Source organism: Amycolatopsis sp. NPDC057786 (assembly GCF_042797905.1).
Taxonomy (GTDB): domain Bacteria; phylum Actinomycetota; class Actinomycetes; order Mycobacteriales; family Pseudonocardiaceae; genus Amycolatopsis.
Map to the genome: position 1 here is coordinate 1 of NZ_JBHVKW010000079.1, position 26,225 is coordinate 26,225.

Genomic DNA, 26,225 nt, shown 5'->3' on the forward strand with positions numbered 1-26,225 from the left:
GGGAAAGTCCACAAAGGACCGCTGATCACACCACCGCGCCGTTGTCGTCCCGCTGCCGCGCGGGCGACGCCTTCCGCACGGGCCGCCCCGCCCCGGGCCACCGCTTGTCGAGCAGGATCGCGACGGGTCCGGCGGTGGCCACTGTGGACACTGTGCCCGCGACGAGACCCAGCAGGAGCGCGAGGGCGAAGTCGGCCAGCGATCCGTCCCCGAGGAACAGCAGCGCCCCGAGGACGAACAGCACCCCGATCCCGGTGTTGATCGTCCTCGGCAGCGTCTGCAGGACCGCCGTGCCGACGACCCGTGAGAACGGCTCCTTGCGGCGTTGCCCCCGTACCTCCCGCACCCGGTCGAAGACCACCACCGAGTCGTTGACCGAGTAGCCGATCACCGTCAGCAGTGCGGCGAGGAAGACACCGTCCATGGACTTGCCCAGCCAGGCGAAGATCCCGAGAATGATCAGGACGTCCTGCGCGAGCGCGGCCACGGTGGCCACGCCGAGCCGCCAGTCGAACCGGACCGCCAGGTAGATCAGCTGCGCCAGCACCGCGAGGCCCAGCGCGATCATCGCCTTGGTGCGCAGTTCGGCGCCGAGGCTCGGGCCGATCCGCTCGTCGCGGATCTCGGTGGCGTCGCCCGCGACCCCGGCGACGGCGGTCCGGATCCGCTCGGTGGCGTCCTCGTCGATCGGCTCGGTGCGGACGGAGATGTCCTTCTCCCCGGACGTCTGCACGACTGCGCGGGGGAATCCGGCGTCGGAGACCGCGTCCCGGACCCGCTCGACGTCCGCGGGCGCCGAGGTGCTGTATTCGACGACCCTGCCCCCGGTGAACTCGACACCGAGGTTCGGTCCCGCCACGAACAGTCCCGCGATCGCGGCGATGACGACCGCGCCCGCGACCATCAGCCAGTGCCGGGGTTTCCCGAGGAACCCGGGATCACGGCGGTTCACCCACCGCCGGACCCGGCCCTCGTGGGTGAGCCCGGACAGCCGCGGTTTGCGCGCGACCACGCCCCGCATCGTGAGGTGCAGCAGCAGACGCGTGAGCACGAGCGAGATGAACAGCGCCACGACGACACCGATCGACAGCGTCACCCCGAATCCGCGCACCGGGCCGGACGCCAGCCAGAACAGCAGCCCCGCGGCGAGCAGGGTGGTCACGTTCGAATCGACGATCGCCGACAGCGCCCCGCTGAACCCGCGGCTGACCGACCGCGGCAGCGAGCCTCCCCGTTTGACGGAGTGTTCTTCTCTCGCCCTTTCGAACACGAGCACGGTCGCGTCGACGGCCATACCGATCGCCAGAACGAATCCGGCGAGCCCTGGCAAGGTCAGTGTCGCGCCGACGGCGAGCAGCGCGGCGTAGGACACAGCGGCGTACGCCACCAGCGTGCCCACGGCGATCAGCCCGGCCAGGCGATACACCGCGAGCAGGAACAGCGCGGTCAGCGCCAGGCCGATCACGGCGGCACGGGCGCTGGCGTCGATGGCGGCCGCGCCCAGGGTGGGCCCGACGGTCCGCTGCTCGATGATCTCGACCGGCGTCGGCAACGCGCCCGCGTTGATCAGCAGCGCCAGATCCTTGGCTTCGGCAGGCGAGAACTGCCCCGTGATCTGCGTGCTCCCGCCGACGATCCCGACACCGCACGCGACCTGCGGGCTCACCTGCGGCGACGAGATCACCTTGTCGTCGAGCGCGATCGCCACCCGGCGGGTGGGATCACCCGGCGGCGAGCAGGCGGCCTGCCCGGTCAGCCGCTCCCAGGCACGACCGGCGTCCCCTTTGAAGTCGACCGAAACGAGCCACCCACCGCCGCCCTGCGAGTCGATCGACGAGAGCGCCTCGTCGACACCTTCACCGGTCAGCGCGGCAGGCCCCAGCGTGATCGGCTGCCCGCTCTCGTCGTTGAGGACGCGGGAGTCCGCGGCGCCGGGGGCGAGTACGGGATGGAAGGACAGTTGCGCGGTCCGGCCGATCACCTCGACGGCCTCGCGCGGATCCCGCACGCCGGGCAGTTCGACGATGATCCGGTTGTCACCGGAGCGGGCCAGCATCGGCTCGGCGACGCCCAGTGCGTCGACCCGCCGTCGCAGCACTTCGAGTGTCCGGTCGGTGGTCTCGGCGTCGGCGGTGACGGTGGGCGAATCCTTGGTCTCCAGCACGATCTGCGTGCCACCACGCAGATCGAGCCCCAGACGCGGGGCGGTGGTCAGCAACAGGTACACGGTCGCGGCGAGGACGACCAGCGAGACGACGGCTCGCCCGGTCATGGCTCGCCGCGCGGTTTCGCGCGGCACGAAGTTCTCCTCGAGGGGTTTCCCGGTTCGGGCACGCGGACCGCGCGCCCGTCAGCTTCAGACGGCAGCCGGGAAAGGAGGAGCGCGATCGCCCAGCGCGAGGCGGTTCGCCGCGCGCGAGGGCGGGGTGACGTCTTCGTGGAGTTCGCTCAGGCGGAGCAGCGTCGTGGACGCCGGCCCATGCGGGACGGTGCCGAAGAGAGGCAGGTCACCGTGACCGTGCACACCCAGGAGCGCGGGTTCGGCGGCGAGCCTGCCCGCGGCGCGCACCGGCGCGACGGCCTTGGAGGCCGAGGAATCGACCGTCGTGTTCGCCCCGCGCGGCTCGTCCGCCGAAGCGGAGCCGCCCGTGTGGAGCGCGAGGAACAGCCCGAGCGCGGTCAGCACGGCGGCGAGCAGCGCCGGCACGGCCTGCCTGGCCGCCCGGTACCTCCGGCTCTCCACCATCATCGACGCACTCCTGGGGTTCTCGCCGACACCCTACTGGGATCCGGCCAGCCGCCACAGCCGCGTGATCCCGGTGCGGACGCGGTCCTCCCCCAGTTCCGGCAGCAACGCGGTCAGATGTTCGGCCGCGAGCGGGGCCAGCAGGGCGTGCGCGGCGTGCTCGGGGTCGGGTGTGCCGTCGAGCAGGATCGCGACGTGCCGGTGCCAGAACCGGTAGGCCCCGATGCGGTAGCGCGCCCCGGGCGCGGCGGTCTCCGACATCCGCACCAGCGGCAGGTGTTCGAGCACGTAATCGAGGTACGCGTCGGCGAAGGCAACGAGCCGTTCGACCGGCGGAGCGCCAGGGCCCAGCGGGGGCGGGCCGTGCAGGATTCCTTCCTGGAGCAGGCGTTCGCGCGCGTCCAGCAAGGCGACGGCCAGCCCCGCCTTGTCACCGAAGCGGCGGAACAGCGTGCCCTTGCCCACTCCGGCGGCCGCCGCCACCTGATCCATCGACACCGCCTCGACGCCGTGCTCGGCGAACAGCGCGGCAGCCGCGTCCAGGATCGCGGCCCGGTTGCGGGCGGCGTCGGAGCGCTCCCTGGGCGGTGGCGTGCGCAGGAGTTCCAGCGAGGTTGCAGAAGCGGACTGCGGTCCGTTATGGTCGTGAGGCACATCCGGACTATAGTCCGATTAACTGGAGGTAGCGACATGACCGCACTCATCACCCGTGACGAACTGAAGGCCGCGATCGACGCGAAGACCGTGACGGTGGTCGACGCACTGGGTGGCGAGTACTACGCCAAGCAGCATCTGCCCGGCGCCGTTCCCCTGGTCCTCGCCGACGTCGACGCGGACGCCGCGACCGTGCTGCCCGATCGCGGCGCCGCCATCGTCACGTACTGCTCGAACCCCGCCTGCCCGAACAGCGGCCAGGTCGCCGACCGGCTCACCGCCCTCGGCTACACCGACGTCCGCAAGTACCGGGAGGGCATCGAGGACTGGGCCGGCGCGGGCCTGCCCGTCGAATCTCAGTCCTGAGCCAGGACACGCTTCCGCAGGATCGGGACCCCGGCGCCGTCGAGTTCGGCGAGGTGGGCCGCCCGTCCGGTCATGGCCATGATCAGCGCCAAGGTCGTGCCCGAGACGAGCGGCCCTGACCCCGTGGCGAAGGGACCGTCGGTGGCTTGCAACCGCAGCCCGCCGATGCGTCCCTTCGCCATCACCACCAGGTCCGACCCCCGGTAGTACTCGGCCAGCGCGGTGAGGACGTCGATCGGGTGGTCGCGGCGGATACCGAGCGGACGACGGATGTCCTCGCCGTGCACGATCGTCTCGCCGAGCATCGCCATCTTCGGCAAAGGGGGTTTCGTCGTGCTGGCGACGACGCCGCGGAACCGCTCCAGCGTCTCGGCGCCGTCGTCCCCCATCTGCTCGGCCAGCCGCATGGCGACCTGCTTGTCGAAATCCCACCGGCAGCGGATCACGCCCGCCAGCCACCGCAGCGGGGTGAGGGTCGCGGCCGAGGTGACATGCGCGAGCACCTCGCGCACCGTCAGTCCCGCGCACAGCGACGGTGTTCTCCACTGCTCCTCGGTGAGCCCCGCCAGGTCGTCCGCCAGTGCCGCCCGCTCGGCGTGGATCAGCGGCCAGACGTCGGTCTTCGTTCGTGGCTCGGTCATCCGGAGTCCCTCCAGTCGTCGTTGTCCGGAGGTGAGACTCCCGCCGCGGCCCGGAATCATCGGTACTTTGGAGGCGATTTCCTTGGTGGACGAGAGAGGGCCCGATGATCCAACGCTGGAGTCCGGAGACCGTGGCGGCGCCGATCGGCCCGTACAGCCATCTGGTCCGCGTTCCCGCAGATCACGAACTCGTCGTCGTGTCCGGGCAGGTCGGCGTCGGGCCCGACGGCGAACTCGCCGGCCCCGACGCCGAGTCCCAGACCCGGGCGTTGCTCGCCAACCTCGAACGGCTTCTCGAAGCCGCGAGCGCCGGACCGGAACATCTGGTGAAGGTGTTCAGCATGCTCTCCGGCACCGAGCACCTCGCCGGGTTCCGCACGGCGATGCGCGAAACCTTCAGCCGCTGGTACCCGGAAGCGGACTGGCCCGCCCAGTCGCTGATCGTGGTGGCGGCACTGGCGAAGCCGGAACTGGTCGTCGAGGTCGAAGCGCTGATCGCGGTGCCGAAGACCAGGTGACGGTGCCTCACGCCGCGCGTAGGTGACGGCTCGGTCCTTCTTGCCCGGAGTCACCTCCGCAAGGGATTGTTTTCGCTCGGGCGCAAAGGTGTGGCCTTTGCCGGCCTGCCACTCCATTCTCCTAAGCGCCGTCGCGGCCATCAGGGCCGGGCGATCGATACGGGAGTACACCATGAAGAACCGCACGCGATTTGGCGTGGTCGTCGCGGCATTCGCCGCCGCCCTGTTCGTTCCGGCCTCCGCAGGCGCGGATACGGCGCCGGCCGCGGAAACCCAGGCCGCTTCCTGTAGCAGCGGGAACGAAGGTCACTGGTACATCCCTGACGGAGGGGGCTCTCAGGCGGGCAGTCTCTACTGGCACGACTACAACGAAAGCACCGGAAACGACCAAGACAACTTCAAGATCGTCGACCGGCCTTTCGATGCGCAATCCTCGTCCCTCTGGGTGAAGAACAACTACACCGGAAAGTCCTATTACAAGCACGTCTACAGCGGCGAATCCTATTGCATGGGCGTGGGGAACATCCCCAACGGCAAGACGGCCAGCTGGAAAGCCTGCGGTTGGGACGACGGCGCGGTCGTCGCGTGCAGGACAGGCACTATCACCGAATAAGGCCGTTCCAGAATCGCCCGCGTTCCTAGGACTCCCGACGCCTCCGTCCGGCGAGGAGCAGCAGCGCGCCGATGGCCAGCATGCCCAGCGCCAGCACCGTCATCGTCTTCACCGGTGAGCCGGTCACGGCCAGCCCGGGCGGACGCGGGGTCGCCGGCGGCTGCGGGTTCGGCTTCTCCGGCGGCTGGGGCGTCGGGGGCTCCGGCGGCACGCGGGTGTCGGTGCCGCAGTCGGGGTTCGCCGAACCCGGCGGGCAGTTGCCGCCCGGGGTGTCCGACGTGACGACGTTGTGGAGGCGGTGGTCACCGGTCGCCGGCTTCCGCACGGTGACGGCGTAGGTGACGGTGGCCTTCTCCCCCGGCTTGAGCTCGCCCTTCCACGTGAGCTTCGGCGCGGAGTAAGTGACCGTGCCCGCGCTGGCCTTGGCGGTGCCATCGAAGGTGGCGTCGTCCAGCACCTGGGTCAGATCGTCGGTGAACGTCGCGTCGTCCACCGGGGCCTGCCCGGTGTTCTCCACCGTGACGGTGTACGTCACGACCTCGCCCGGTTTCGCCTCCGTCTTGTCGACGGTCTTCTTGATTTTCAGGCTGGACAGGGGCGTCGTCGTGCCGCACTTCGGATCCTTGCTGCCCGGCGGGCAGTTGCCACCCGGAGTGCCGGAGGTGATGACGTTGGCGAGTTTGCCGTCACCGTCGGTCTTGGTCACCTTGACGCTGTAGGTGACCGTCGCCGTCTGCCCGATCTCCAGATCGCCGGTCCAGGTCAGCTTCGGTTCCTCGTAGGTCACCGAGCCGATCGTCGCCGCACCGTCCTTCTGGAACACCGCGTCGTCGAGCACCTCGGTGAGGTCGTCGGTGAACGTCGCACCGGTCAGCTTCGTCTTGCCGGTGTTGCGCACGGTCACCGTGTACTTCACGACGTCGCCAGGGTTCGCCGTGGTCTTGTCCGCCTTCTTCTCCAGCGCGATGCCGGGCACCGGGGTGACGGTCGAGCACGCGGGGTCGTCGGACTGCGGCGGGCAGGTGCCCGGGGTGTTGGTGCTGACGGTGTTCCGCAGTTCGTGGTCGCCGGTCACGGGGTCCTTCACCTTCACCGAATACTTCAGCGTGGTCGAAGCACCCACCGGGAGATCACCGGACCACACCAGGTTCGGCGCGGCGAAGGCGAACTTCCCGGCGACCGGGGCCGCCGTGGCATCGTCGGCGTAGTCGGCGTCGTCGAGCACCTCGGAAAGGTCGTCCGTGACCCGTGCGGCGTCCTCGCCGACCAGGTCGACCTTGCCGGTGTTGGTCACGACGACGGTGTACGTGACGACGTCACCCGGGTTCGCGGTCTGCTTGTCCGACGTCTTCTTGACCGTCAGTTCGCGGGACGGCACGTCCGCGACACAGTTCGGGTCGGTCGAATCCGGCGGGCAGTTGTTGCCCGGAGTCTCCGATGTGACCACATTGGACAGCTTCTTGTCGCCGGGGTTCGGGTTCTTGATCTTGACCGTGTAGGTGACGGTCGAGGTCTGCCCGACCTCCAGCGAACCGGCCCACGTCAGCCTCGGCGCCGCGTACGTGACGCCGCCGATGGTCGCCGCGCCGTCGTTCTGGTAGTCGGCGTCGTCCAGGACTTCGGTCATGTCGTCGGTGAAGGTGGCGTTGTCCTGCTTGGTCTGCCCGGTGTTGGTGACGGTGATCGTGTACTTCACCGTGTCGCCGGGGTCGACCGACTTCTTGTCGGCGGTCTTCTTGATGAGCAGCCCGGAGATCGGGGTGGTCGTGCCACAGTCCGGGTCGGCGGAGCCCGGCGGGCAGTTCCCGCCCGGGGGCTCCGAAGTGACCACATTGGACAGCTTCTTGTCGCCGTCTCCCGGGTTCTTCACCTGGACCGAGTAGGTCACCGTGGAGGTGGCGCCGATTTCGAGATCGCCGGTCCACGTCAGCTTCGGTGCCGCGTAGGTGACGCCGCCGATCGTCGCGGCACCGTCGTTCCGGTAAACGGCGTCGTCGAGCACCTGGGTCAGGTCGTCGGTGAAGGTGGCGCCGGTCAGCTTCGTCTGACCGGTGTTCTTGACCGTGACCGTGTACTTCACGACGTCACCGGGGTTCGCCGACTGCTTGTCGACCGTCTTCTTGATTTCCAGGCCCGAAATCGGCGTTTCCGTGCCGCAGTCCGGATCCGTGGAGCCCGGCGGGCAGTTGCCGCCCGGCGTCTCCGACGTGACCACGTTCTTGAGCCGGTTGTCACCGGTGTTCGGGTTCTTGACCTTCACCGAGTACGTGACCGTCGACGTGGCATCGACTTCCAGGTCGCCGGTCCAGGTCAGCTTCGGTGCCGCGTACGTGACGCCACCGATCGTCGCCGCACCGTCATTCTGATAGTCCGCGTCATCGAGAACCTGGGTGAGATCGTCCGTGAACGTCGCACCGGTCAGCTTCGTCTGCCCCGTGTTCTTGACCGTGACCGTGTACTTCACGACGTCACCGGGGTTCGCCGACTGCTTGTCGACCGACTTCTCGATCAGCAGCCCGGAAACCGGCGTGGTCGTGCCGCACTTCGGATCCGTCGAGCCCGGCGGGCAGTTACCGCCCGGCGTCTCCGACGTGACGGTGTTGATGAGTTTCTTGTCGCCGGGGGCCGGATTCTTGACCTTCACCGTGTAGGTCACCACCGACGTGGCACCGATTTCGAGGTCGCCGGTCCAGGTCAGCTTCGGTGCCGCGTACGTGACGCCACCGATCGTCGCCGCACCATCGTTCTGGTAATCAGCGTCGTCGAGAACCTGGGTCAGATCATCGGTGAACGTCGCTCCCGTCAGCTTCGTCTGACCCGTGTTCCGCACCGTGACCGTGTACTTCACGACGTCACCGGGATTCGCCGACTGCTTGTCCACCGCCTTCTCGATCAGCAAACCGGAAACCGGCGTCGTGGTCCCACACTTCGGATCCGCCGAACCCGGCGGACAGTTACCGCCCGGCGTCTCCGACGACACCACGTTCCTGAGCACGTTATCGCCGTTGTTGGGGTTCTTGACCTTCACGCTGTATGTGACCGTGGAGGTGGCACCGACTTCCAGGTCACCGGTCCACGTCAGCTTCGGCGCCGCATAGGTGACACCGCCGATCGTCGCCGCACCATCGTTCTGGTAATCAGCGTCGTCGAGAACCTGCGTCAAGTCATCGGTGAACGTCGCACCGGTCAGCTTCGTCTGACCTGTGTTCTTCACAGTGACCGTGTACTTCACGACGTCACCGGGATTCGCCGACTGCTTGTCGACCGACTTCTCGATCAGCAGACCCGATACCGGCGTCGTCGTGCCACACTTCGGATCCGTCGAACCCGGCGGACAGTTACCGCCCGGCGTCTCCGAAGTGACCACATTGGACAGCTTCTTGTCACCGGGGTTGGGGTTCTTGACCTTGACCGAATACGTGACGGTTGACGTGGCACCAACCTCCAGATCACCGGTCCAGGTCAACTTCGGCGCCGCATAAGTGACCCCACCGATCGTCGCCGCACCATCGTTCTGATAGTCGGCGTCATCGAGAACCTGGGTCAGATCATCGGTGAACGTCGCTCCCGTCAGCTTCGTCTGACCCGTGTTCCGCACCGTGACCGTGTACTTCACGACATCACCGGGATTCGCCGACTGCTTGTCCACCGACTTCTCGATCAACAGCCCGGAAACCGGCGTCGTCGTCCCACACTTCGGATCCGTCGAACCCGGCGGACAGTTACCGCCCGGCGTCTCCGACGACACCACGTTCCTGAGCACATTGTCGCCGGTGTTCGGATTCTTGACCTTGACCGAATACGTGACCGTGGAGGTGGCACCGACTTCCAGATCACCGGTCCACGTCAACTTCGGCGCCGCATACGTGACCCCACCGATCGTCGCCGCACCATCGTTCTGGTAGGCGGCATCGTCGAGAACCTGGGTCAGATCATCGGTGAACGTCGCACCGGAGATCTTCGTCTGACCCGTGTTCCGCACGGTCACCGTGTACTTCACGACATCGCCGGGATTCGCCGACTGCTTGTCCACCGACTTCTCGATCAGCAAACCCGATACCGGCGTCGTCGTCCCACACTTCGGATCCGTCGAACCCGGCGGGCAATTCCCGCCCGGCGTCTCCGTCGTGACCACGTTCTTCAGCCGGTTGTCGCCCGTGTTCGGGCTCTTGACCTTGACCGTGTAGGTGAACTCGGCGCTCTCCCCCGCGGCGAGCGTGCCCGTCCACGTCAGCTTCGGCTCCACATAGGACACAGAACCGGGCGCGGCGGTCGCGTCGCTCTGGTAGGCCGCGTCGTCCAGTACACCGGTCAGATCGTCGACGACCTTGAGGTCCGCCGCGGTCACCCTGCCGGTGTTGGCGACCGTGACCTTGTAGCGCACGACGTCGCCGGGGTTCGCGGATTCCTTGTCCGCGGTCTTCGTCACCGTGTACGACGGTGACGGCACCTTGGTCTCCGCGCACGCGGCGGTGGGATCGTCCGGGCAGCGGTTGTCCGGCGGGACGACCGGCGGCGGCCCGGCCGGGACGTTCGCGCGGTTCACCAGTTCCTTGCCGATGGCGGCCTCTTCGACCTTCACGCGCACCGTCAGCGTGGCCGTTTCTCCGATGGCGAGGCCGCTCACCGCCCAGTCGATCGGCCCGGTACCGGACGCGGTGCCCTTCGACGGCGTGGAGGACACGTAGGTCGTCCCCGGCGGCAAGGTGTCGCGCACCGTCAGCGCGGGTACGGGGATCACCCCGGTGTTCCGCAGGGTCACCTGGTAGGTCAGGGTGTCGCCCGGGATCGCCTCGGCGAGGTCGACCGTCTTCGTCAGCTGGTATCCCGGCGAGGCGACCGTGTTCCGCACCGTGTTCGACGTGCGCTCCTGCGGGCGCCCGGTGTCCTCACCGCGGAAGGTCAGCTTGGCGGTGTTGTCGAGTTTGGTGCCGTCCGGCACGGAGGCACCGACCTTGACCTTGAAGTCGACCTTCTGCGCTTGCCCCGGCCTCAGGTTCCGCAGGTTGCAGGTGACCAACTGGCCGACGGCCGAACAGTTCGGGTTGGATCCGGCCACGAACGTGACGCCGTCGGGCAGGGTGTCGGTGAGCACCACGTTCGTCGCGGTGTCGAGGTCGGTGACACTGCCGTCGGCGTGCCGGTTGGCGACGTCGAAGCTGTAGGTGATCTCGCCACCCTTGGTGACGTAGCCCGGCGGGTTGTCGTCGGTGTTGCCGACCGGGTCGTTGGCCTTGGTGATCTGGAGGTCGGGTTCGAGCGCGTCGGTGACGAGCCAGATCGTCTGCGGGTACAACGCGTCGCCGACGGTGCCGATCTTCACCTGGAGCGCGGTGGTCCCCGCGGGGACCTTGCCGGTGATGTCGACGCTGCGGGAGTCGTAGCCGACGTTGTTCACCGGGTTGGGCAAGCGCGAAGTGACGTTGGTGCCCGAACCGGTGGCCGTGACCCGGTCGATACGGCTGCTGAACGCGTTGTTGGTCGCCACGCCGCCCGGCGCGGGCATGGCGATGGTCTGGAGACTGGACGCGTCCGGGCCGACCTGAAGGTAGTCGCCGGTGATGGGCGCGTCACCGTCACCCGCGACGATGCCGAGTTCGACGTTGGGCTGACGCGAGGTCGGCGCCTTGATACCGCTCAGCGCGATGGTCGCCGAGCTGGGCGTGGTACCGCCGGCGACCCGCTGCAATCCGTCCCACACCTGCAGGTAGCGCAGCGGCTCGCTGGGCAGTTCGTACGCGACCACCAGCGACCAGCCGCCCCAGCAGCCGAGGTTCGTCCCGCTGATCGACTGGCCTTGGCAGGCCTGGATGTCGGCCACCGTGTACTGCCCGGTGCCGGCGCCCTCCACGAGAGACGTGACGTCGGCGGCGCCACCGTAGGCGTACAGGGTCGGGAACCCGCCCGTGGTGGTCGCGGGGAACCAGTCGTAGGTCTCGGCGGTGATCCGCTGGTACGTACCGGAACCAGGGGTCTTCACGGAGACCTGGTTGCCGCGGTTCCCGTCGCCGGAGGTCCCGTTGCTGGCGACCGGATTGAACTGCCAGTACAGGCGGGCGTTCAGCACCTTCGCACCGGCCGGGACGTTCAGGTTCGCCGCGGAGGCGGTGTTGCCGGGCGCGGCCGGGTCGGTCTTGATCCACGACACCGGGCTCGCGTTACTCGTCGACTCGTTGCAGACCACGCCGACGCCGCACTGGACGACGGAGTTGGCGGCCATCGTGATCCCACCGTGCGCCAGCCCGGAGTACACCGGTTCCGGCCCGATCGGCCGTTCGGTGCCCGCTCCGCGCGGCTGGATCTGGGCGTTCGCGGGCAGCGGGGCCCCCATCAGCAAAGCCACGAGCGCCACCGTGAGCACCGCGATGCCCCGGCGCCACCGATTCCGCCCACGACGTTCCGCCATGCCGCCTCCGCCTCACCCCTCGCTCCCGTCGGCCCAGGTCAGGACGGCGGGGACAGCGAGCCCAAGTGATCGCCATCCTGGTTCGGCGAGATCTCCGACGGCAACCGTGATCGGTGGTGTCGCCTGGATAAAACCCGTTGAGTGGCCCCGAAACCCCCGGACGGGTGATGAAAGCACTGTCCACAACGGACGCGACCGGGAGTGGCGTTTTCAGCCGAAAAATGCCATCGTCGAACACGTGATCGATATTCCTTATCGCGGCTCCGGCCCCTATTGCTACGCCCATTCCCTCGCGATGATGCTCGGCTCCGAGGCGCCGGGAGCCGACGTGCTCGAAACCCTGACCGGCAGTCCCTTCGGCATGCAGCTGATCGGCGGTTCGCTGCCGTTCTTCGACGCCTTCGGCTGGGACCCCGATGTCGGTATCGAAGAGGCCCTCGACGTCCTCGGCTGGCGCGCGGAGACGGCGAGCGAGCCAGATCCGGACGCCGCCTTCGCCCGGCTCGTCGAGAGCCTCGCCGACGGCCCGGTGTTGCTCGGCCCGGTCGAAATGGGGCATTTGCGCCACCAGCCGGGTATGACCGGCCCGATCGGCGCCGACCATTTCCTGGTCGCGCTCGCCGCGGACGACGAGTCCGTCACCGCCCACGACCCGCAGGGCTACCCGTACGCGCGGATCCCCCGAGCGGATTTCGCCGCCGCCTGGCGTGCCGAAACGGTCGCCTACGGCAAACCGCACACGATGCGGACGAAGTTCGCTCGGCACACCGTCGTCGATGAGGAGGCCGCGATCGTGGCGTCGCTTCCCAGGGCGATCAGGCGGCTCAGCGGGGAAGACGACACCGGGCTCCCGCCTGGCACGCTCGGCAACGGCGACGCGGCACTCGCGCTCGCCGACCGGATCGACGACGGCGGCGACCCGGAATCGCGCGGGCTGCTCATCCATTTCGTCGTGCGTCTTGGCGCTCGACGGACCGTCGACGCCGCGGCGTGCCTGCGCCGAGTCGGCCGTGACGAGGCCGCCGCCGTCCTCGTCACGCAGGCTCGGCTGATCGGCTCGTTGCAGTACGACCTCGTCGTCGAGGCCGACGCACGTGCCGCCGCGACCCTCCGGACGCTCGCCCCGACCTACGAAGAACTCAGGCTGGCGCTGACGTCATCCTGACGATTTCGCGGACGATCACCTCGGGCTCGGTCAACGGGACGTAGTGGCCGGACCGCTCGGCGATGACGTGCCTGCCACCGGGTGAGAGGCTCGCCCGGTGAGCGTGCGAGGCGTTCGTCCGCGCCCTCATCCCCGCGGAGAATCCGCCCCCGCCGAGGCCGCCGGACACCACGGTGACCGGGATGTCCCCGAGCACCGGCGGATCCTGCCGCCAGAGGGCCAGTTCGTCGAGGAAGGTGCGGGCCTGCTCACGCTGGGTCCGCACCGTCCCGACGGTGAACGCCTCCCGTTCGAGGTCGCGGCGGACGTCGTCCGGGATGCCCCGCAGCAGACCGCGGAAGAGGACCTTGAGCAGGCCCAGCCGTGCGAGCACGGCGCCGAGCCGGAGCATGACGCGTTCACCGGTGCGGAAGGCGCGGCCGAAGAGGACGTCCGCCGTTTCGTCGGTCGGATCGACCAGCACCAGCCCGGCGATCCGCTCCGGACGGCCGGCGGCGGCCTGCCGCACGATCGGCCCCCCGGCGCTGTGCCCGGCGAGGACGTACGGCCCCTTGCCGAAATGATCGAGGACGTCGTTGAGGTCGTCGGCCATCCGCCGCAGCGTGCGGCCGCCTGGGTCGGGGGCGCTGCGGCCGAGCCCGGACCGGTCGTAGACGATCGCGCGGGCGTGCCGGGCGACCTCCGGCTGGACCGCCGCCCACGACGACCGGGTGGCGGCGGCGCCCGCCTCGAATACGACCGTCGGCCCGGTGGCCCCCTCCGGCCCAGGGTGCACCATCGCGTGGAGCCGCCTGGCGTCGCGGGTGACGACCCATTCCGGCTCGCCTTGGGTGTGGGTCATCCCGCGGTGATCCTCCAGCCGGTGGCATCGCTCTGCCGCCGCCAGAACCCGGCGAAACGTCCTTCCGCGGCAAGGAGTTCTTCGACGGTGCCGTCCTCCGCGATCCGCCCGTCCTCCAGGAACAGCACCCGGTCCGCGTGCCGGATCCCGGCGATCCGGTGGGTGACGATCACTCGCGTCCGGCGTACGGGATCGTCACTGAGCGAGCGGACCACGGCGCCCTCGTTTTCAGTGTCCAGCGCGCTGGTGGCCTCGCCGACGGCCGTGTGCTCCAGCAGTTCGTCCGCCCTGGCGAGCCTGGCGACCTCGGCGACCCTTCGTGGTCCCTGGCTCCGAAACCCCGCATCACCGCGCCCTGAAAGCCGCGCGCCATCACAGATCCTCCCCCGTGGCCGCCAGATCGGCCACCATCTCGGCGACCGGTCTGCCCGGTGGGCAGGACTCGATCAACCCGCGGATCGACGCGGTCAGCAGCATCCGCACGTACTCGGGCCGCGGTACCTCCGGCAACGCGGCGGACGGCCCGGCGAGCCGGTCGTCACGGGACAGCCGGTCGCGGACGGCCTGCCGCTCCCGGTCCAGCCCGTCACCGTCGGCCTCCTCCGCGGCCATGCTGTTCTCCTCGGACGCGGTCATCGCGATGGTCAACGACGCGACCGCTCCGCTGACCACGATCGCCGCGGCGGGCTCGTAACCCCGGCGGACGAGGGCGTCGACCTCGGTGTTCACCAGGCGCTGACCGCCGTCACCACGCGGGAACAGCAACTGGAGGTAGGCGACCAGGCCCGGATACTCCAGCATGAAGGCCCGCATCTGCAGGGCGAACGACAGCAGATGCCGTTCGAGGTCGTGCCGCGGATCGTCCCGGAGCCGCAACTCGGCGAGAATGCTCTCGCCGACCAGCCGCTCGAGCCCCCACCGGCCGTCGACGTGCCGGTACAGGGCGGTCGCGGTCACCCCCAGCCGGACCGCGACCGCCTTGACACTCAGCCGGCGCATCCCCAGCTCACGACCGGCGCGCAGGATGTCGTCCCGCGCGATCATCGCCGGACGGCCACCGATCTTCGGCATTTCGCCCCTTCGTGAGCGCAGAAAGTTACAGGGGGAAACTAAGGGTAGGCTTAGTTGATGTCAAGGCACAGTGCGGACGGTGACCGGAAGCTGCCAAGCGGTTGCCGGACCAGGGCCGGTGCACCCCCGGCGAACGGACACCGGCGGGACCGCCGAAGCGGCCCCGCCGGTGCTTTCCCTTCCCGCCCTGCCGGCGAGTCTCAGCAAGGATCAGAACGTGATGGCGAACCCGTCGATCGAACCGGCGTCGAACCTGTAGACGTCCTGCGCGCTCAGCTTCCAGGTGCCGTTGGCCGCCTCACCGGAGGCGTCGACCGTGAAGGTCTCGTGCACACCGGTGGCCGAGCCGACGCCGCCGGGCTCCTTCAGCCGATAGGCCTTGCCGCTCGGCCCGATCAGATCGAGCACGAGGTCCGCGGTGTAGGTGTGCGAGATGTCCACCTTGACCGGCAGCGAAGCGGAAGCCTTGCCGTCACAGCCTTCCTGGATCACGGAGCTGGTCACCGCCGCCCCGGCGTCCGGAATGGACACCGGAGTGGTGTTCGACTTGGCCTCGCATCGCGGTCCGGGGCCACCGCTGCCGATCGACGAGACGTTCAGCAGCTTGTTCGGCGAGCCACTGCCCGCGTTCTTGAGGACGCCCGCGGTCGCTCCGGTCACCAGCGCGTCCCGGACCTGCTGCGGAGTGGCGCCGGGGTTGGCCGACAGGTACAGCGCGGCCGCGCCGACGACGTGCGGCGTCGCCATCGAGGTCCCGTTCATCACCGCCGAACCGCCGCTGCTCGGGCTCAGCGACGTGATGTTCGAGCCGGGGGCGAAGATGTCGGTGCAACTTCCGTAGTTGGAGAACGAAGACCGGTTGTCCGAGGAGTCCGAGGCGTTGACCGTGATCGCCTCGGGCACCCGAGCCGGGCTCGTGTTGCAGGCGTCGGTGGAGGCGTTGCCCGCCGCCACGCCGTAGACGACGCCCGACGCGATCGATCGCTTCACCGCGTCGTCCCCGACCCCGGGGGCGTCCATGGTCAGGCTCATATTCGCCACGGCGGGCTTCTTGGCGTTGGCCGTCACCCAGTCGACAGCGTCGATGATGCCAGAGTCCGGTCCGGAGTTGTTGCAGCCCAATACTTTCAGTCCGACGATCTTGACTTTCTTCGCGACCCCGTAGGTCTTGCTGCCGATCGTGCCCGCGGTGTGGCTGCCGTGTCCGTGGCAGTCCTTGCCGTCACCACCCATGAAGTCCTTGCCGAGGCTGGCGCGCCCTTCGTACTCCGGGTTCGACGGGTTGATTCCGCTGTCGAGGTCGTACGCGGTGACGCCCGCGCCCTCGTTGGGGTAGGTGTAGGCCTTGTCGAGCGGGAGGCTTTTCTGGTCGACCCGGTCCAGGCCCCATGTCGGGTTCTGCTGGGTGCCGGTGCCGCGTGCGGTGCCGTCTTCGTACACGGCCTTGACCGACGGGTCCGCGGCCAGCTTCCGCGCTTCCGCGGGGGTCATGCTCTTGGCGGAGAACCCGCGGACGGCCGCTGTCCAGACCGAGCGGACCTCACCGCCGTACCGTTTCGCCAGATCGGCCGACGCCGACCGTCCCGCCGCGGCGACGTCATGGAGGACGACGATGTACTGGTCGCCGTAGTGCTCCTTGGCCGGGATCACCACGCCTTCGGCCTGGGCGGCGACGGCCGTTCCGGCGCCGAGGGCGAGCAACGGGCTCAGCAGACCGAGCGCCAGCAGGGTCTTCGTCTTGTCACGCATGGGAATTCCCCTCTGTTTCGGTGAAGATCACTGGACGGTGAGGGTGTACGTGGTGGTCGCGGTCTTGCCGCCGCCGTCCTTGGCGGTCACCGTGACCGGGTACGTGCCCGGCTGGAACGGCGCGAAGACCTGCATGGTCGAACTGCCACCGCTCGACACGCTCTGCGGCGAGAAGAACGGGTTGATCGGCAGCCCCGATCCACTGGCGGACAACATGATCGAGCCGGTGCCCCCGGTCGCGGTGACGATCGCGCCGACCAGCGAACCCGCACGTCCGGATCCCGAAGACGGGTTCACGGTCACCTTCAGGTCGCCGACGGGAGGTTCGCCGGCGCCGACGGTGAGCGACAGGGCCGCGGTGGCCGTCTCGGTGGTGCCCTTACCGGAAATCGTGACCTGGTAGGCCTTTTCCGGCGTCCCGGCGGCGGTCTCGATGGTCAGCTTCGCCACCTCGCCCGCCTTGATCGTGGCGGGCTGGAACGTCGCCTTGGCACCTTCGGGCAACCCCGACGCCGACAGGGTGACGCTCTCGGCGCCGTTCTTGCCAGGCTTGCTCGTGACACTCGCCGACACGTACTTGCCCGGCAGGACCTTCACCGACGACGGCGAAGCCGCGAGAGTGAAGGCGTCGCCTGGCTGCTGTCCGCCGATCTGCTCGGCGACCCAGTCCCCCATCTCGTTGTTGAGCCTGCTGTAGACGCTGTACCAGCGGAAGTCACTGCGGCTCCAGGACGCCACCCCGACGACCTTCCCGCCGACGACGAACGGGCCGCCACTGTCCCCCGGCAGGATGGTCTTGCGGCCGTCGGAGTACCCGGCGCAGATCATCGTCTTCGGGTCGACGCCGTTCTCCACGCCGGTGCACTGGCTCGCGTTCACGATCGGCAGCGTCAGCTTGTGCAGCGTGACGTCCTGTGCGGAGTCGTTGATGTCCTTCTTGCCGTACCCGAGGCTGAACCCGTCCTTGCCCGGCGTCTCCAGACCGGTGTCGGCGGACGTGGCGACCTTCGCGTAGCCGCCGGGCGGAACGGGGATGTCGCCGTCGACGGTGATCACCGCGACGTCGTAACCGTTCCAGGGCTGCGTGAACCTGGGGTGGATCTTGTAGTCGACGGCCTTGAGCTGGGTACCGCCCGCGCTCTTCAGGTCATCAAGTCCATAAAGGACACTCTTCTCACCGGCCAGCTCCTTGCAGTGGGCCGCGACCAGGACCTTCCGCGGCGCGATGACGGAGCCGGAACAACTCTGCCCCTTCGGCCGCGAACCGCCTTCCCGCAGGGCGGCGATGACGTACGGATGATCCTTCACCGACGCCGGCGTGCCGCCGATGCTCTGACCGTGGACACCGCCCGTCGGCAAGGGCGCGGCGTCGGTCGGGGTGATGGCGCGCAGGGGGTCCGCCGGCGCCGCACCGGCGAGACCCGCCGCCGGCGCCAGCGCGGCCAAGGTCAGGGCGACCACGCCCAAGATCCGTTTTCTGCTCACGGTGATTCCTTTCGAGGAAAGCGCGACTGCCCGACAACTGTCGGTCGGCGGCGAAAACGGAACAATAGTGGAATACGGCGATTGCCCCACTATTTAAAGAAACCGCCCTTGACCTGCGGTTTCTCATGCCTTACCCAGCGAATGGACGAATACGTGCCCTTAGGGAATGTCGCTGAGCAGATCAGCGGTCAGGACGGTGCGCGAAGGCAGCCCCAATTTCCGGAGCGCCCGTCCGACGTGGATCTCGACCGTCCTCGGCGACAGGAACAGCCGCTCGCCGATCTCCCGGTTCGTGAGGTTCTGGGCAGCGAGCCTGGCGACTTCGAGTTCCCTCGGCGACAACGCTTCGCCGTAGCCCTTACGGCCGCGCCGCGGCATCTCGGGATCGCACCGCCGCAGCGAGCGACGACAGCGGAGCGCGTCCACGGCGGCACCGAGGCTCGCGTACGTCGTCTCCGCGGTGGTGAAGGACGCGACGGCACGCGCCCGCTCCCCGGCTTCGGAGAAGCAGCCGGCCGCGAGTTCGTCGGCGTAGGCGGCGAAATACGGGAGAGGTAGCGCGCTGTAGGCCTGTGCGGCTCCGAACAGCAGCTCCGCGGCGGGCAGCGTTTCGCCACGCGCCTGGGTGAGCATGCCCCGGCACAGCAGCGCCGACGCGTTCGCGACCGGGGCGTCCTTGCCGTCGATACCCTGCCGGTACTCCGCGAGGAGTTCGCGCGCCTCGACCTGCTGCCCCAACCCGAGCATGGTGCGCACGGCGAACGGCATCAGTTCGGCCGCCCAGACCCAATTGTTCTTGCGGCGCACGGTTTCCAGGCCGAACTCGGCGAGGCGCCTGGCCGCCTGCAGGTCCTTGCCCGCCTGATGGACCGCGACGCGGCCCGCGTACGCCGAAGCCTGCACCGGAACACTTCCCGCGGACAGCGCGAACGCCGCGTCGAAACTGCGCAGTGCCGCCGTCGGCCGGTGCTGCCCGTACTCGTACCAGCCGAGCACCAGTAGCGGCTCGGCCGCCAGCGAACCGTCCTTGTCGACCCGCGTCAGCATCGCCCGCGCCTTCTCCGCGACACTCGCCCACTCCCCCATCGCGAGGTCCAGCCGCAGCTCCGTGCCGTCGGCGAGCGCGTCGAGATAGGGCTGGTGATCGTCCCGGATCAGCCGCCGCGCCGTCGTGAGGTAGGCCCGTGCCACTGCGAAATGCCCGTTCCACGCCACCGCGTCGGCCAGGTTGATGTAGGTGCGGGCCACCTGACGGCAGACCTCTGCCGACTCCGGGGCACGCGGCAGATCGGCGATCTCGTCCCAGGCCTCCGGATCGGCGATCTGCATCCGCGCCGAAAGCCGGTTCGCGGTGATCGCGGCGAGCAGCCCGGCGTCGTGTTCCCCCTTGCTCACCTGGACGGCCTCGTCGAGCCAGCGGAAGTTCTCCTCGACCGGGACGGTGCCGATATGAGGGAGCGCCAACGTGACCAAACCCCTGGCGAGCAGCGCCTGCCGTCTGCCGAGGTCGGCCGCGCCGAGTTCGATCTCGAGCCTGCCCGCTTCGACCTTGCCGACCTGGTTGATCAGCACCTGTCCGAGATGGACCCGGATCTCGCCCCGCGCGGCCTTGCTCAGCGGCCATTCGCGCAGGATCTCCCGCAGCAGCCGGACCGTACCGGCGTGCGCGATACTGCGCGGCAGTTCCCTGCCGAGCCGGACGGCGAACGATTCGCGCGCGGTCCGTGGGAGCTCCGCGTCCCGCAGAGCCGCTTCGAGCAGACGGCTCGCTTCCTCCGTCCGGCCGTCTTCGATGGCGTTGTCGACCGCCACACCGGTCCACTGTGTCCACGCGGTGATGTCCCCCGCCAGCCGCGCGTGACGGGCGATGAGGGACGCGAAGGGGTCTGCGCTCGCGGCGAGCCGGGTGGCGGCGCGTCCATGCATCGCGCACCGCTGAGGTCCGGGAAGCAACGCGTAGACCGCTTCGGCGATCAGCGGACTGCCCGAAACGTAGCGGCCACGGCCGAGATCCCGCAGCAGTCCCGCCTCCACGGCTTCGGTGATCGCGCCGGAGATCTCCCCGTGCGCCGGTGCCGCGACCGCGCCCAGATCCGGTTCCCCGGCGGGCGATTCCAGCACCGCGGCCGCGCGGACGACGTCTTGCGCGGCCGGGCCGATCGCCGCCATCAGACCGGAGACCCGGCTTCGCACGAGTGGCGGCACGGTCGCCGACGCCAGCCTGTCCGCCGTAAGCGCCTCGGCCGTGTCGCCGACGCTCTGGACCAGAGCCGTCAGGTCGACGGCGATCCCGGCCGTGCGCCGGTGCGCGGCTTCGGCGAAATCCGGTGCGCAGCGGCCGAAGGACGCGTCCAGCAGCGTCCGTACCTGGACCGCGGTGAACGCGGCGAGCGAGAACTGCGCGGCGGTCTCGCGCAGCGGCGGGAATCGCCGCGGTCCGCACGCCGCCGCGCTCACCACCACGCTCAGCGGTGATGCCGGGGACGCCGCGAGCCCGCGCAGGAATTCCCACGTGTCGTCGTCGGCGGAGTGGACGTCGTCGAGCACCAGTACCGCGGGTCCACAGCCGGTCAGTACTTCGCGCACGGCGCGGAACTCCTGCTGCCGGACGGTTTCGGCGTCCGCGTTCTCCGGGAAGGGCGGCAACCACGGGGACCATTCGGGGATCAGTCGTCGCAGGACTCCCGTCACCGGTGAGAAACCGGCCGCGTGGGCGGCGGCGACGTCACTCTTCCCGAGCAGCGCGTCGACCAACGGCGCCAGCCGGCACGGCCGCGCGAAGGAGCCGCACCGGGCGGACCAGACCACCCGCGACGCGATCCCGGGATGGGCGGCCAGTTCTTCGAGCAGGCGGCTGCGGCCCACACCCGGTTCGCCCTCGACGACGGCGACCGACGGCGGGCGCGAGGCGACGCGCACCAGTTCGGCCAGTTCGGTGTCGCGGGCCACGAACACCGGTGCCGCACCGATCGTCGGCATGCTCGGGACCATACCGATCGGACACCCGCCGAAAGGCGGGAACACGAACAGTGACCGGGGTCCGCGCGCTTTCCGCTGGTCCACACCACGGGAGTCACGGTCTCTCCACACCGTTAACTCGAACGGGCCACGCCGACCTGCGGTGGCGGCGACCCCGTATCGGCAATACGGACCCTTAGGTATTGCCGCGAACCTTGCCACGAGGCCACCAGAGGGTGAATCTCAGACTATTCGCAGTGCCCCTCCGTCACCTCCCCACAGCGCACACCCCCTGCTCGCGCCGGTCGGTCACCCAGTCGGGTAGCCGAAGTCCCCACAGTCCCTTACGGGTAGCCACCCGCGCTTGCTTCGCGTTCGACCATCCAGTTAGGAGTGTTCCGACGGTGAAGACCTCATTCAGGCGCGGGCTGGCCACCGCCTTCGCCGGTGTCGCCGCGTTGGTCGCCTTGCAGGCGCCCGCTTCCGCGGCGCCCGCCGTCACGGCGGCCACCACGATCCCGATCAGGATGCAGGCACAGGAGAAGAGCAACTGGTGCTGGGACGCCAGTGGCAACACGATCGCCGCGTGGTGGGGGCATTCCCTCACCCAGACGAAGTTCTGCCAGATCGCGCACAACGAGTCCGGAACGGACTGCGCGAACAACCAGGGCTACCTGAGCGATCAGCAGCGGGTGTTCCGCTGGCTGGGGTTCAGCAACGTCGGCACCTACAGTTCGTCCGGCCAGACGCTGAGCTTCGCCTCCATCAAGGGCCAGGTCGACGCGCGGCAGCCGATCGGCACCCGGATCGGCTGGCGTAACGGCGGCGGGCACATGCACGTGCTCTACGGCTACGACAACACCAACGGCGCGACGACGGTGTACTACGGCGACCCGTGGGGATCGAGCCCCCGCTACAACCAGATGAGCTACAACGCCTACCGGTCCAACAACTCGTTCACCTGGACCCACACCGTCTACGGGATCAAGGACTGAAACCATGAAGCGAACCTTCCTCGGCGCCACGATCCTCGCCCTCGGACTGTCGCTGGCGCTCGGCGGCCAGTCCTCCGCCGCCGACGCCCCCAGCGGCGCGCCCACCGCCGCCGACCTCGCCGCGGTGTCCACAGTGGTCACCAGCGACGCGACCACCCAACGGCTCGCGAAGGTGCAGTTCCCCGGCGCCGCCAAGGCGGACACGGCCGTCGCCGCCAGAACCGCCAAGGCGGATCCGCGGACACCGGTCGCGGTCTACCAGCCGACCGCGGCCTTCATCGCCGGTACTTCCTCCGTGCCCGCCGAACTCGCCTACGTCGCGACACCCGCCACACTGGGCAACGGCGACGCCGCGACCGTGTGGTCGCAGCGCGAGGGCTCGGGGTGGTCGGTCTACAACGTCGCCTCGGGTGACGTCGAAAAGCGCCTCGCGGCGCGGGCAGGCAAGGGCTACCTCCTGAGCGAACCTCAGGCGGGCGCCTGGTACGCCGTCGACGGGGACACCGTGACCGTCCTCGACGGCTCGTCCGTGGCGAAGACCGGCGAGGCGATGACGCTCGCCGCCTACCGCGCGGCTCTCCAGAGCCGCTACGGCGACAAGCTGCCCGGCTCGACCTACGACCGCACCGGCGCCGCCGGCGGTTACGGTGCCACGCCGGTGGGCGACACCGACGTACCGTGGTGGCCGTACGCGCTCGGCGCGGTCTTCCTCGCCGCCTCGGGCGCGGCCGTCACTCTGCGGCTCCGCAGGCAGTAGGCGCCTAGGTGCCAGGACCGCGCGGGGTCCCGGCACCTCCGCGTTTTTCGGATGCGTGACCGGTGGACCGGCTGTGATCATGGCGGCGTGGACTTCAAGATCGATGACCCGGCCAGGCTGGGAAAGACCGGTCTACCCGACGGACGCGTCCTCGGCTGGGCCGAGTGGGGGCCCCTCGACGGCGAAGTCGTGCTGCTGATCCCTGGCGCGGCGACGAGCCGCCGTCTGGGTCTGCCCGCCGGAGTGGTGGAGTCGCTGAACGTCCGGCTGGTCACGGTCGACCGGCCGGGACTCGGCTCTTCCAGCCCGCTGGCGGATCGCACGTTCGCCGATTTCGCCGCGGACATCGCCCATCTCGCGGACGAACAGGGTTTCGGGGCCCCGCCGATGATCGCCAATTCACAGGGCGCCCCGTTCGCCTTCGCCTGCGCCGCGGCGGGAGCGGCCGGCCCGCTCGCCATCGTGTCCGGCGCGGACGAGATCAGCAGGCCGGAGTTCACCGGGAAGCTACCCGAGGAACTGGCGGGCCTGGTCGCTCTGGTGGCTTCCGATGCCGCCCGCGCGGAAGCCGTCTTCACCGGTTTCGACGCCGACGCCCTGTGGAACCTGGTGACGCGCTCCGCGCCGGACGCCGATCTGGCGGTCTACACCGCTCCGTCGTTCGAGTCCGCCTACCGCCGGGCGATGGCCGAGGCGTTCGGCCAGGGCCCGGCGGGGTACGCCCGCGACACCGTCCTCGCCATGGGCAGCTGGCCGTTCGCGTTGTCTTCGATCACCGGTCACGTCGATCTCTGGTACGGCGAACTGGACCGAAGCCACTCTCCCGACAATGGGGTCACCCTCGCCGGCCGCCTTCCCGATGCCACCCTCCGGGTCGTCCCCGGCATCGGCGGCGCGGTCCTGTGGACGCACACCGCCGAGGTCCTGCGCGCACTGCTCGGCAGGGACGGTCAGGCGAAGGTGTAGTCCTCGAGCGGGAAGCTCCCCGCCTCCTTGATGGCGTTCAGAGTGGAGGACGGGCGGAGCAGGGTCGCCTCCCCGTGCGGGTTGAAGTAGTAGCTGTTCGCCGGGGCGCAGTTCCCGAGGGTGAAGATCGAGTCGCCGAGGCGTTCGGTCATCCGGTCGAGGAACGCGTCGTTGGCCTCCTGCGTGACCTCGAACTCGGTCGCACCGCGCCGCCGCATGGCGCCGAAGAGCCGGTCCATATGCCGCATCTGGGTCTCGATGGTGGTGAAATAGGACAGCCCCGAGTAGGAATACGGGCTGTTGAGCGAGATGAAGTTGGGGAACTTCGGGACCGCGACCCCCGCGTAGGCCTGAAAACGGTTCTCCCGCCACCATTTCCCGAGGTTCCGGCCGTCGCGCCCGATGATCTCGATCGCCGGGAAGTTCGCCTCCCACAGGTCGAATCCGGTCGCCAGCACCAGGACGTCGATGTCGCGCCGCCCGCCGTCGGCGGTCTCGATGCCGGTCTCGTCGATCTTCGCGATCGAGGTCGTCTCCAGGTGCACGTGGTCCTTCGTGAAGGCCGGGTAGTACTCGTTGGAGAACGTCGGGCGCTTGCAACCGAACGAATAACGCGGCGTCAGTTCCGCGCGCAGCCGCGGATCCCGCACCTGACGGCGCAGGTGCGCCTGGCACCACAGCTTGCCGAGCCGGTTCGCCATCGGCAGTTGCTTGTAGTGCAGGACACCGGACACCATCATCAGTTCCAGCAGCGCGGTCCCCGTCAGCCGGGCGGCCCGCTGGGTCAGCGGGACCGCGGCGAACGCGCGCCGCACCGCCTTGGGCACCGGGAAGTCCAGTTTGGGGCTCACCCAGATCGGCGTCCGCTGGTACACGGTCAGTTCGCGCGCGACTTTCGCGATCTCAGGGATCAGCTGGACCGCGGTCGCGCCGGTGCCGATCACCGCGACCCGCTTGCCGTCGAGGTCGTACTCGTCGTCCCAGGCGGTGGTGTGGATGACCTTGCCGCCGAACGTGCCGATCCCGGCGATGTCGGGTTTCTTCGGCTGGGACAGGAAACCCGTAGCGGTGAGGAGATACTTGGCGGTGACCGGCCCGCCATCGGCGAGCGAGACCGTCCAGTGCGCGTTCGTCTCGTCCCAGACCGCGCCGGTGACCACCGAGCCGAACCGCATGTAGCGCCTCAGCCGGTACTTGTCCGCGACGTGCTCCGCGTACCGCTTGAGTTCCGCGCCCGGCGCGAAGAGACGCGACCAGTGCGGATTCGGCTCGAACGAATACGAGTAGGTGGCCGACGGGATGTCGACGGCCAGCCCGGGATAGCGGTTCACGTGCCAGGTGCCGCCGAGGTCGGACTCGCGTTCGAGGATCAGGAGGTTGTCGTAGCCGAGCCGGTTGAGCTGGATCGCCGCGCCCATCCCACCGAAACCGGCCCCGACGACCACGGCGTCGTACTGCGCGTTCACCTTCGCGGAATGACGTGTCATTTCCGGAACGGTATGTCATTTGAACGCGCCGGGCAATAAGCTGGCGGGATGACGACGGAGACCCCGGTCAGCAGGGCCGCACGGAAGAAGCAGGAACTACGGCGCGAAATCGTGGAGACCGCGTTCGACTGCTTCGCCGAACGCGGCTACCACGCGACGGGGATCGCCGACATCGCCGCGCGGCTGGGTATCGGGCACGGCACGTTCTACCGGTACTTCCAGAACAAACGGGACATCGTCGACCACGTCATCACGGACCTGGTCGAGAAGGTGGTCGGCGCGCTGGCCGCGGACAACGCGCCGGACGCGGTCAGCAGCCTCGCCGAGTACCGCAAGCAGAGCGCGCGGATCGGCGACGCGCTCGCCCGGATCTTCGGCGGCGACCCGCGGATGGCCCGGTTCCTCCTGCTCGAAGCGGCGGGTATCGACGGCGAGATGCGGGAGCGGGTGATGGACTTCTACGAGACCGCCGCCGAGCTGACCGCCGGCTACCTGCATCACGGCGTCCGCCTCGGCTATCTGCACGAGGACCTGGACATCGACGCCACCGCCCGTGCGATCAACGGCATGATCCTCGCGTCGATCCTGTCCGAACTGCGGGACCCGTCGCCCGAGCGGCAGGCCGCGATGAGCCGCGCGGTCCGCCGGGTCATGTACGACGGGATCGCGGCACGTCAGTGACCGGTGCGCTTCAGGATCGAGGCGGAGGTCACCGTGTGAACCGGAGGACAGGCGCCCCGCCCTCGGTACACCCAGGACGGGGGCGCGTCACGCCCGCCGCCGGCGCCGTCGCGCGGGCGGCGGTCC

General features: G+C 69.1%; 20 protein-coding genes. 8 read left to right on the top strand and 12 right to left on the bottom strand.

Features of this window, described 5'->3' with window-relative positions; all coding sequences use genetic code 11:
• Positions 1 to 25: 25 nt before the first annotated feature.
• The 3 genes from secD to ACFVM3_RS30745 are packed head-to-tail and all read right to left on the bottom strand — an operon-like array spanning position 26 to position 3,355.
• Complete coding sequence (secD, locus tag ACFVM3_RS30735) at positions 26 to 2,299, bottom strand: protein translocase subunit SecD (protein WP_378443435.1); 2,274 nt, start codon at positions 2,297 to 2,299, stop codon at positions 26 to 28.
• A 57-nt stretch (positions 2,300 to 2,356) separates the two neighbouring features.
• The gene (locus tag ACFVM3_RS30740; RefSeq protein WP_378443436.1) at positions 2,357 to 2,749 is read right to left on the bottom strand and encodes a hypothetical protein; all 393 of its coding nucleotides are present in this window, start codon (positions 2,747 to 2,749) and stop codon (positions 2,357 to 2,359) included.
• A 30-nt stretch (positions 2,750 to 2,779) separates the two neighbouring features.
• Complete coding sequence (locus ACFVM3_RS30745; RefSeq protein WP_378443471.1) at positions 2,780 to 3,355, bottom strand: TetR/AcrR family transcriptional regulator; 576 nt, start codon at positions 3,353 to 3,355, stop codon at positions 2,780 to 2,782.
• A gap of 81 nt (positions 3,356 to 3,436) precedes the next feature.
• Here ACFVM3_RS30745 and ACFVM3_RS30750 point away from each other — a divergent pair, with 81 nt between their 5' ends.
• On the top strand, positions 3,437 to 3,766 hold the full coding sequence (locus tag ACFVM3_RS30750) for a rhodanese-like domain-containing protein (RefSeq protein ID WP_378443437.1): 330 nt from the start codon (positions 3,437 to 3,439) through the stop codon (positions 3,764 to 3,766).
• Here ACFVM3_RS30750 and ACFVM3_RS30755 read toward each other — a convergent pair.
• Positions 3,757 to 4,407: a maleylpyruvate isomerase family mycothiol-dependent enzyme gene (locus ACFVM3_RS30755; protein ID WP_378443438.1), complete on the bottom strand. Its 651-nt coding sequence runs from the start codon at positions 4,405 to 4,407 to the stop codon at positions 3,757 to 3,759. The genes ACFVM3_RS30750 and ACFVM3_RS30755 overlap by 10 nt on opposite strands.
• Positions 4,408 to 4,511: 104 nt before the next feature.
• Between ACFVM3_RS30755 and ACFVM3_RS30760 the strand changes: the two genes are divergently transcribed.
• Both ACFVM3_RS30760 and ACFVM3_RS30765 read left to right on the top strand, forming a co-directional pair.
• A complete protein-coding gene (locus ACFVM3_RS30760; RefSeq protein ID WP_378443439.1) occupies positions 4,512 to 4,925 on the top strand; it encodes a RidA family protein in 414 nt (137 codons plus the stop codon).
• 172 nt (positions 4,926 to 5,097) lie between these two features.
• Complete coding sequence (locus ACFVM3_RS30765) at positions 5,098 to 5,538, top strand: hypothetical protein (protein ID WP_378443440.1); 441 nt, start codon at positions 5,098 to 5,100, stop codon at positions 5,536 to 5,538.
• A 25-nt stretch (positions 5,539 to 5,563) separates the two neighbouring features.
• Here the strand turns inward: ACFVM3_RS30765 and ACFVM3_RS30770 are convergent, their stop codons facing one another.
• A complete protein-coding gene (locus tag ACFVM3_RS30770) occupies positions 5,564 to 11,944 on the bottom strand; it encodes an Ig-like domain-containing protein (protein WP_378443441.1) in 6,381 nt (2,126 codons plus the stop codon).
• A 238-nt stretch (positions 11,945 to 12,182) separates the two neighbouring features.
• Here ACFVM3_RS30770 and ACFVM3_RS30775 point away from each other — a divergent pair, with 238 nt between their 5' ends.
• On the top strand, positions 12,183 to 13,109 hold the full coding sequence (locus ACFVM3_RS30775) for a hypothetical protein (protein WP_378443442.1): 927 nt from the start codon (positions 12,183 to 12,185) through the stop codon (positions 13,107 to 13,109).
• Here the strand turns inward: ACFVM3_RS30775 and ACFVM3_RS30780 are convergent.
• The 6 genes from ACFVM3_RS30780 to ACFVM3_RS30805 all read right to left on the bottom strand — a co-directional run bounded on the left by ACFVM3_RS30780 (position 13,084) and on the right by ACFVM3_RS30805 (position 21,234).
• Positions 13,084 to 13,950 carry an alpha/beta fold hydrolase gene (locus tag ACFVM3_RS30780; RefSeq protein WP_378443443.1) on the bottom strand — a complete coding sequence of 289 codons (867 nt, stop codon included), beginning with the start codon at positions 13,948 to 13,950 and terminating at the stop codon, positions 13,084 to 13,086. The genes ACFVM3_RS30775 and ACFVM3_RS30780 overlap by 26 nt on opposite strands.
• Positions 13,947 to 14,165, bottom strand: coding sequence for a hypothetical protein (locus ACFVM3_RS30785; RefSeq protein WP_378443444.1), 219 nt, complete (start codon positions 14,163 to 14,165; stop codon positions 13,947 to 13,949). The genes ACFVM3_RS30780 and ACFVM3_RS30785 overlap by 4 nt, the downstream gene beginning before the upstream one ends.
• Positions 14,166 to 14,322: 157 nt before the next feature.
• On the bottom strand, positions 14,323 to 15,021 hold the full coding sequence (locus ACFVM3_RS30790) for a TetR/AcrR family transcriptional regulator (protein ID WP_378443445.1): 699 nt from the start codon (positions 15,019 to 15,021) through the stop codon (positions 14,323 to 14,325).
• Positions 15,022 to 15,231: 210 nt separating this feature from the next.
• Complete coding sequence (locus ACFVM3_RS30795; protein WP_378443446.1) at positions 15,232 to 16,770, bottom strand: S8 family serine peptidase; 1,539 nt, start codon at positions 16,768 to 16,770, stop codon at positions 15,232 to 15,234.
• 27 nt (positions 16,771 to 16,797) lie between these two features.
• A complete protein-coding gene (locus tag ACFVM3_RS30800) occupies positions 16,798 to 18,255 on the bottom strand; it encodes a trypsin-like serine protease (protein WP_378443447.1) in 1,458 nt (485 codons plus the stop codon).
• Between the two features lie 159 nt (positions 18,256 to 18,414).
• Positions 18,415 to 21,234, bottom strand: a complete 2,820-nt coding sequence (locus ACFVM3_RS30805) for an ATP-binding protein (protein WP_378443448.1) — start codon at positions 21,232 to 21,234, stop codon at positions 18,415 to 18,417.
• 383 nt (positions 21,235 to 21,617) lie between these two features.
• On the opposite strand from ACFVM3_RS30805, the gene ACFVM3_RS30810 reads away from it, so the two are divergent.
• The 3 genes from ACFVM3_RS30810 to ACFVM3_RS30820 all read left to right on the top strand — a co-directional run bounded on the left by ACFVM3_RS30810 (position 21,618) and on the right by ACFVM3_RS30820 (position 23,931).
• Positions 21,618 to 22,208, top strand: coding sequence for a papain-like cysteine protease family protein (locus ACFVM3_RS30810; RefSeq protein ID WP_378443449.1), 591 nt, complete (start codon positions 21,618 to 21,620; stop codon positions 22,206 to 22,208).
• A gap of 4 nt (positions 22,209 to 22,212) precedes the next feature.
• Entirely contained in the window at positions 22,213 to 22,965 is a 753-nt protein-coding gene (locus tag ACFVM3_RS30815; protein ID WP_378443450.1) for a hypothetical protein, read from the top strand.
• 87 nt (positions 22,966 to 23,052) lie between these two features.
• Positions 23,053 to 23,931: an alpha/beta fold hydrolase gene (locus tag ACFVM3_RS30820; protein ID WP_378443451.1), complete on the top strand. Its 879-nt coding sequence runs from the start codon at positions 23,053 to 23,055 to the stop codon at positions 23,929 to 23,931.
• On the opposite strand, the gene ACFVM3_RS30825 is transcribed toward ACFVM3_RS30820, so the two are convergent.
• Entirely contained in the window at positions 23,916 to 25,418 is a 1,503-nt protein-coding gene (locus ACFVM3_RS30825; RefSeq protein WP_378443452.1) for a flavin-containing monooxygenase, read from the bottom strand. The genes ACFVM3_RS30820 and ACFVM3_RS30825 overlap by 16 nt on opposite strands.
• Positions 25,419 to 25,466: 48 nt before the next feature.
• Here ACFVM3_RS30825 and ACFVM3_RS30830 point away from each other — a divergent pair, with 48 nt between their 5' ends.
• The gene (locus tag ACFVM3_RS30830) at positions 25,467 to 26,099 is read left to right on the top strand and encodes a TetR/AcrR family transcriptional regulator (protein WP_378443453.1); all 633 of its coding nucleotides are present in this window, start codon (positions 25,467 to 25,469) and stop codon (positions 26,097 to 26,099) included.
• The last annotated feature ends 126 nt before the right edge of the window (positions 26,100 to 26,225 follow it).

Coding starts and splice junctions, on each gene's coding strand:
- ACFVM3_RS30740 (WP_378443436.1), bottom strand. CDS start 2,749: ATGATGGTGGAGAGCCGGAGGTACCGGGCGGCCAGGCAGGCCGTGCCG.
- ACFVM3_RS30750 (WP_378443437.1), top strand. CDS start 3,437: ATGACCGCACTCATCACCCGTGACGAACTGAAGGCCGCGATCGACGCG.
- ACFVM3_RS30755 (WP_378443438.1), bottom strand. CDS start 4,407: ATGACCGAGCCACGAACGAAGACCGACGTCTGGCCGCTGATCCACGCC.
- ACFVM3_RS30760 (WP_378443439.1), top strand. CDS start 4,512: ATGATCCAACGCTGGAGTCCGGAGACCGTGGCGGCGCCGATCGGCCCG.
- ACFVM3_RS30765 (WP_378443440.1), top strand. CDS start 5,098: ATGAAGAACCGCACGCGATTTGGCGTGGTCGTCGCGGCATTCGCCGCC.
- ACFVM3_RS30770 (WP_378443441.1), bottom strand. CDS start 11,944: ATGGCGGAACGTCGTGGGCGGAATCGGTGGCGCCGGGGCATCGCGGTG.
- ACFVM3_RS30780 (WP_378443443.1), bottom strand. CDS start 13,950: ATGACCCACACCCAAGGCGAGCCGGAATGGGTCGTCACCCGCGACGCC.
- ACFVM3_RS30790 (WP_378443445.1), bottom strand. CDS start 15,021: ATGCCGAAGATCGGTGGCCGTCCGGCGATGATCGCGCGGGACGACATC.
- ACFVM3_RS30795 (WP_378443446.1), bottom strand. CDS start 16,770: ATGCGTGACAAGACGAAGACCCTGCTGGCGCTCGGTCTGCTGAGCCCG.
- ACFVM3_RS30805 (WP_378443448.1), bottom strand. CDS start 21,234: ATGCCGACGATCGGTGCGGCACCGGTGTTCGTGGCCCGCGACACCGAA.
- ACFVM3_RS30815 (WP_378443450.1), top strand. CDS start 22,213: ATGAAGCGAACCTTCCTCGGCGCCACGATCCTCGCCCTCGGACTGTCG.
- ACFVM3_RS30825 (WP_378443452.1), bottom strand. CDS start 25,418: ATGACACGTCATTCCGCGAAGGTGAACGCGCAGTACGACGCCGTGGTC.
- ACFVM3_RS30830 (WP_378443453.1), top strand. CDS start 25,467: ATGACGACGGAGACCCCGGTCAGCAGGGCCGCACGGAAGAAGCAGGAA.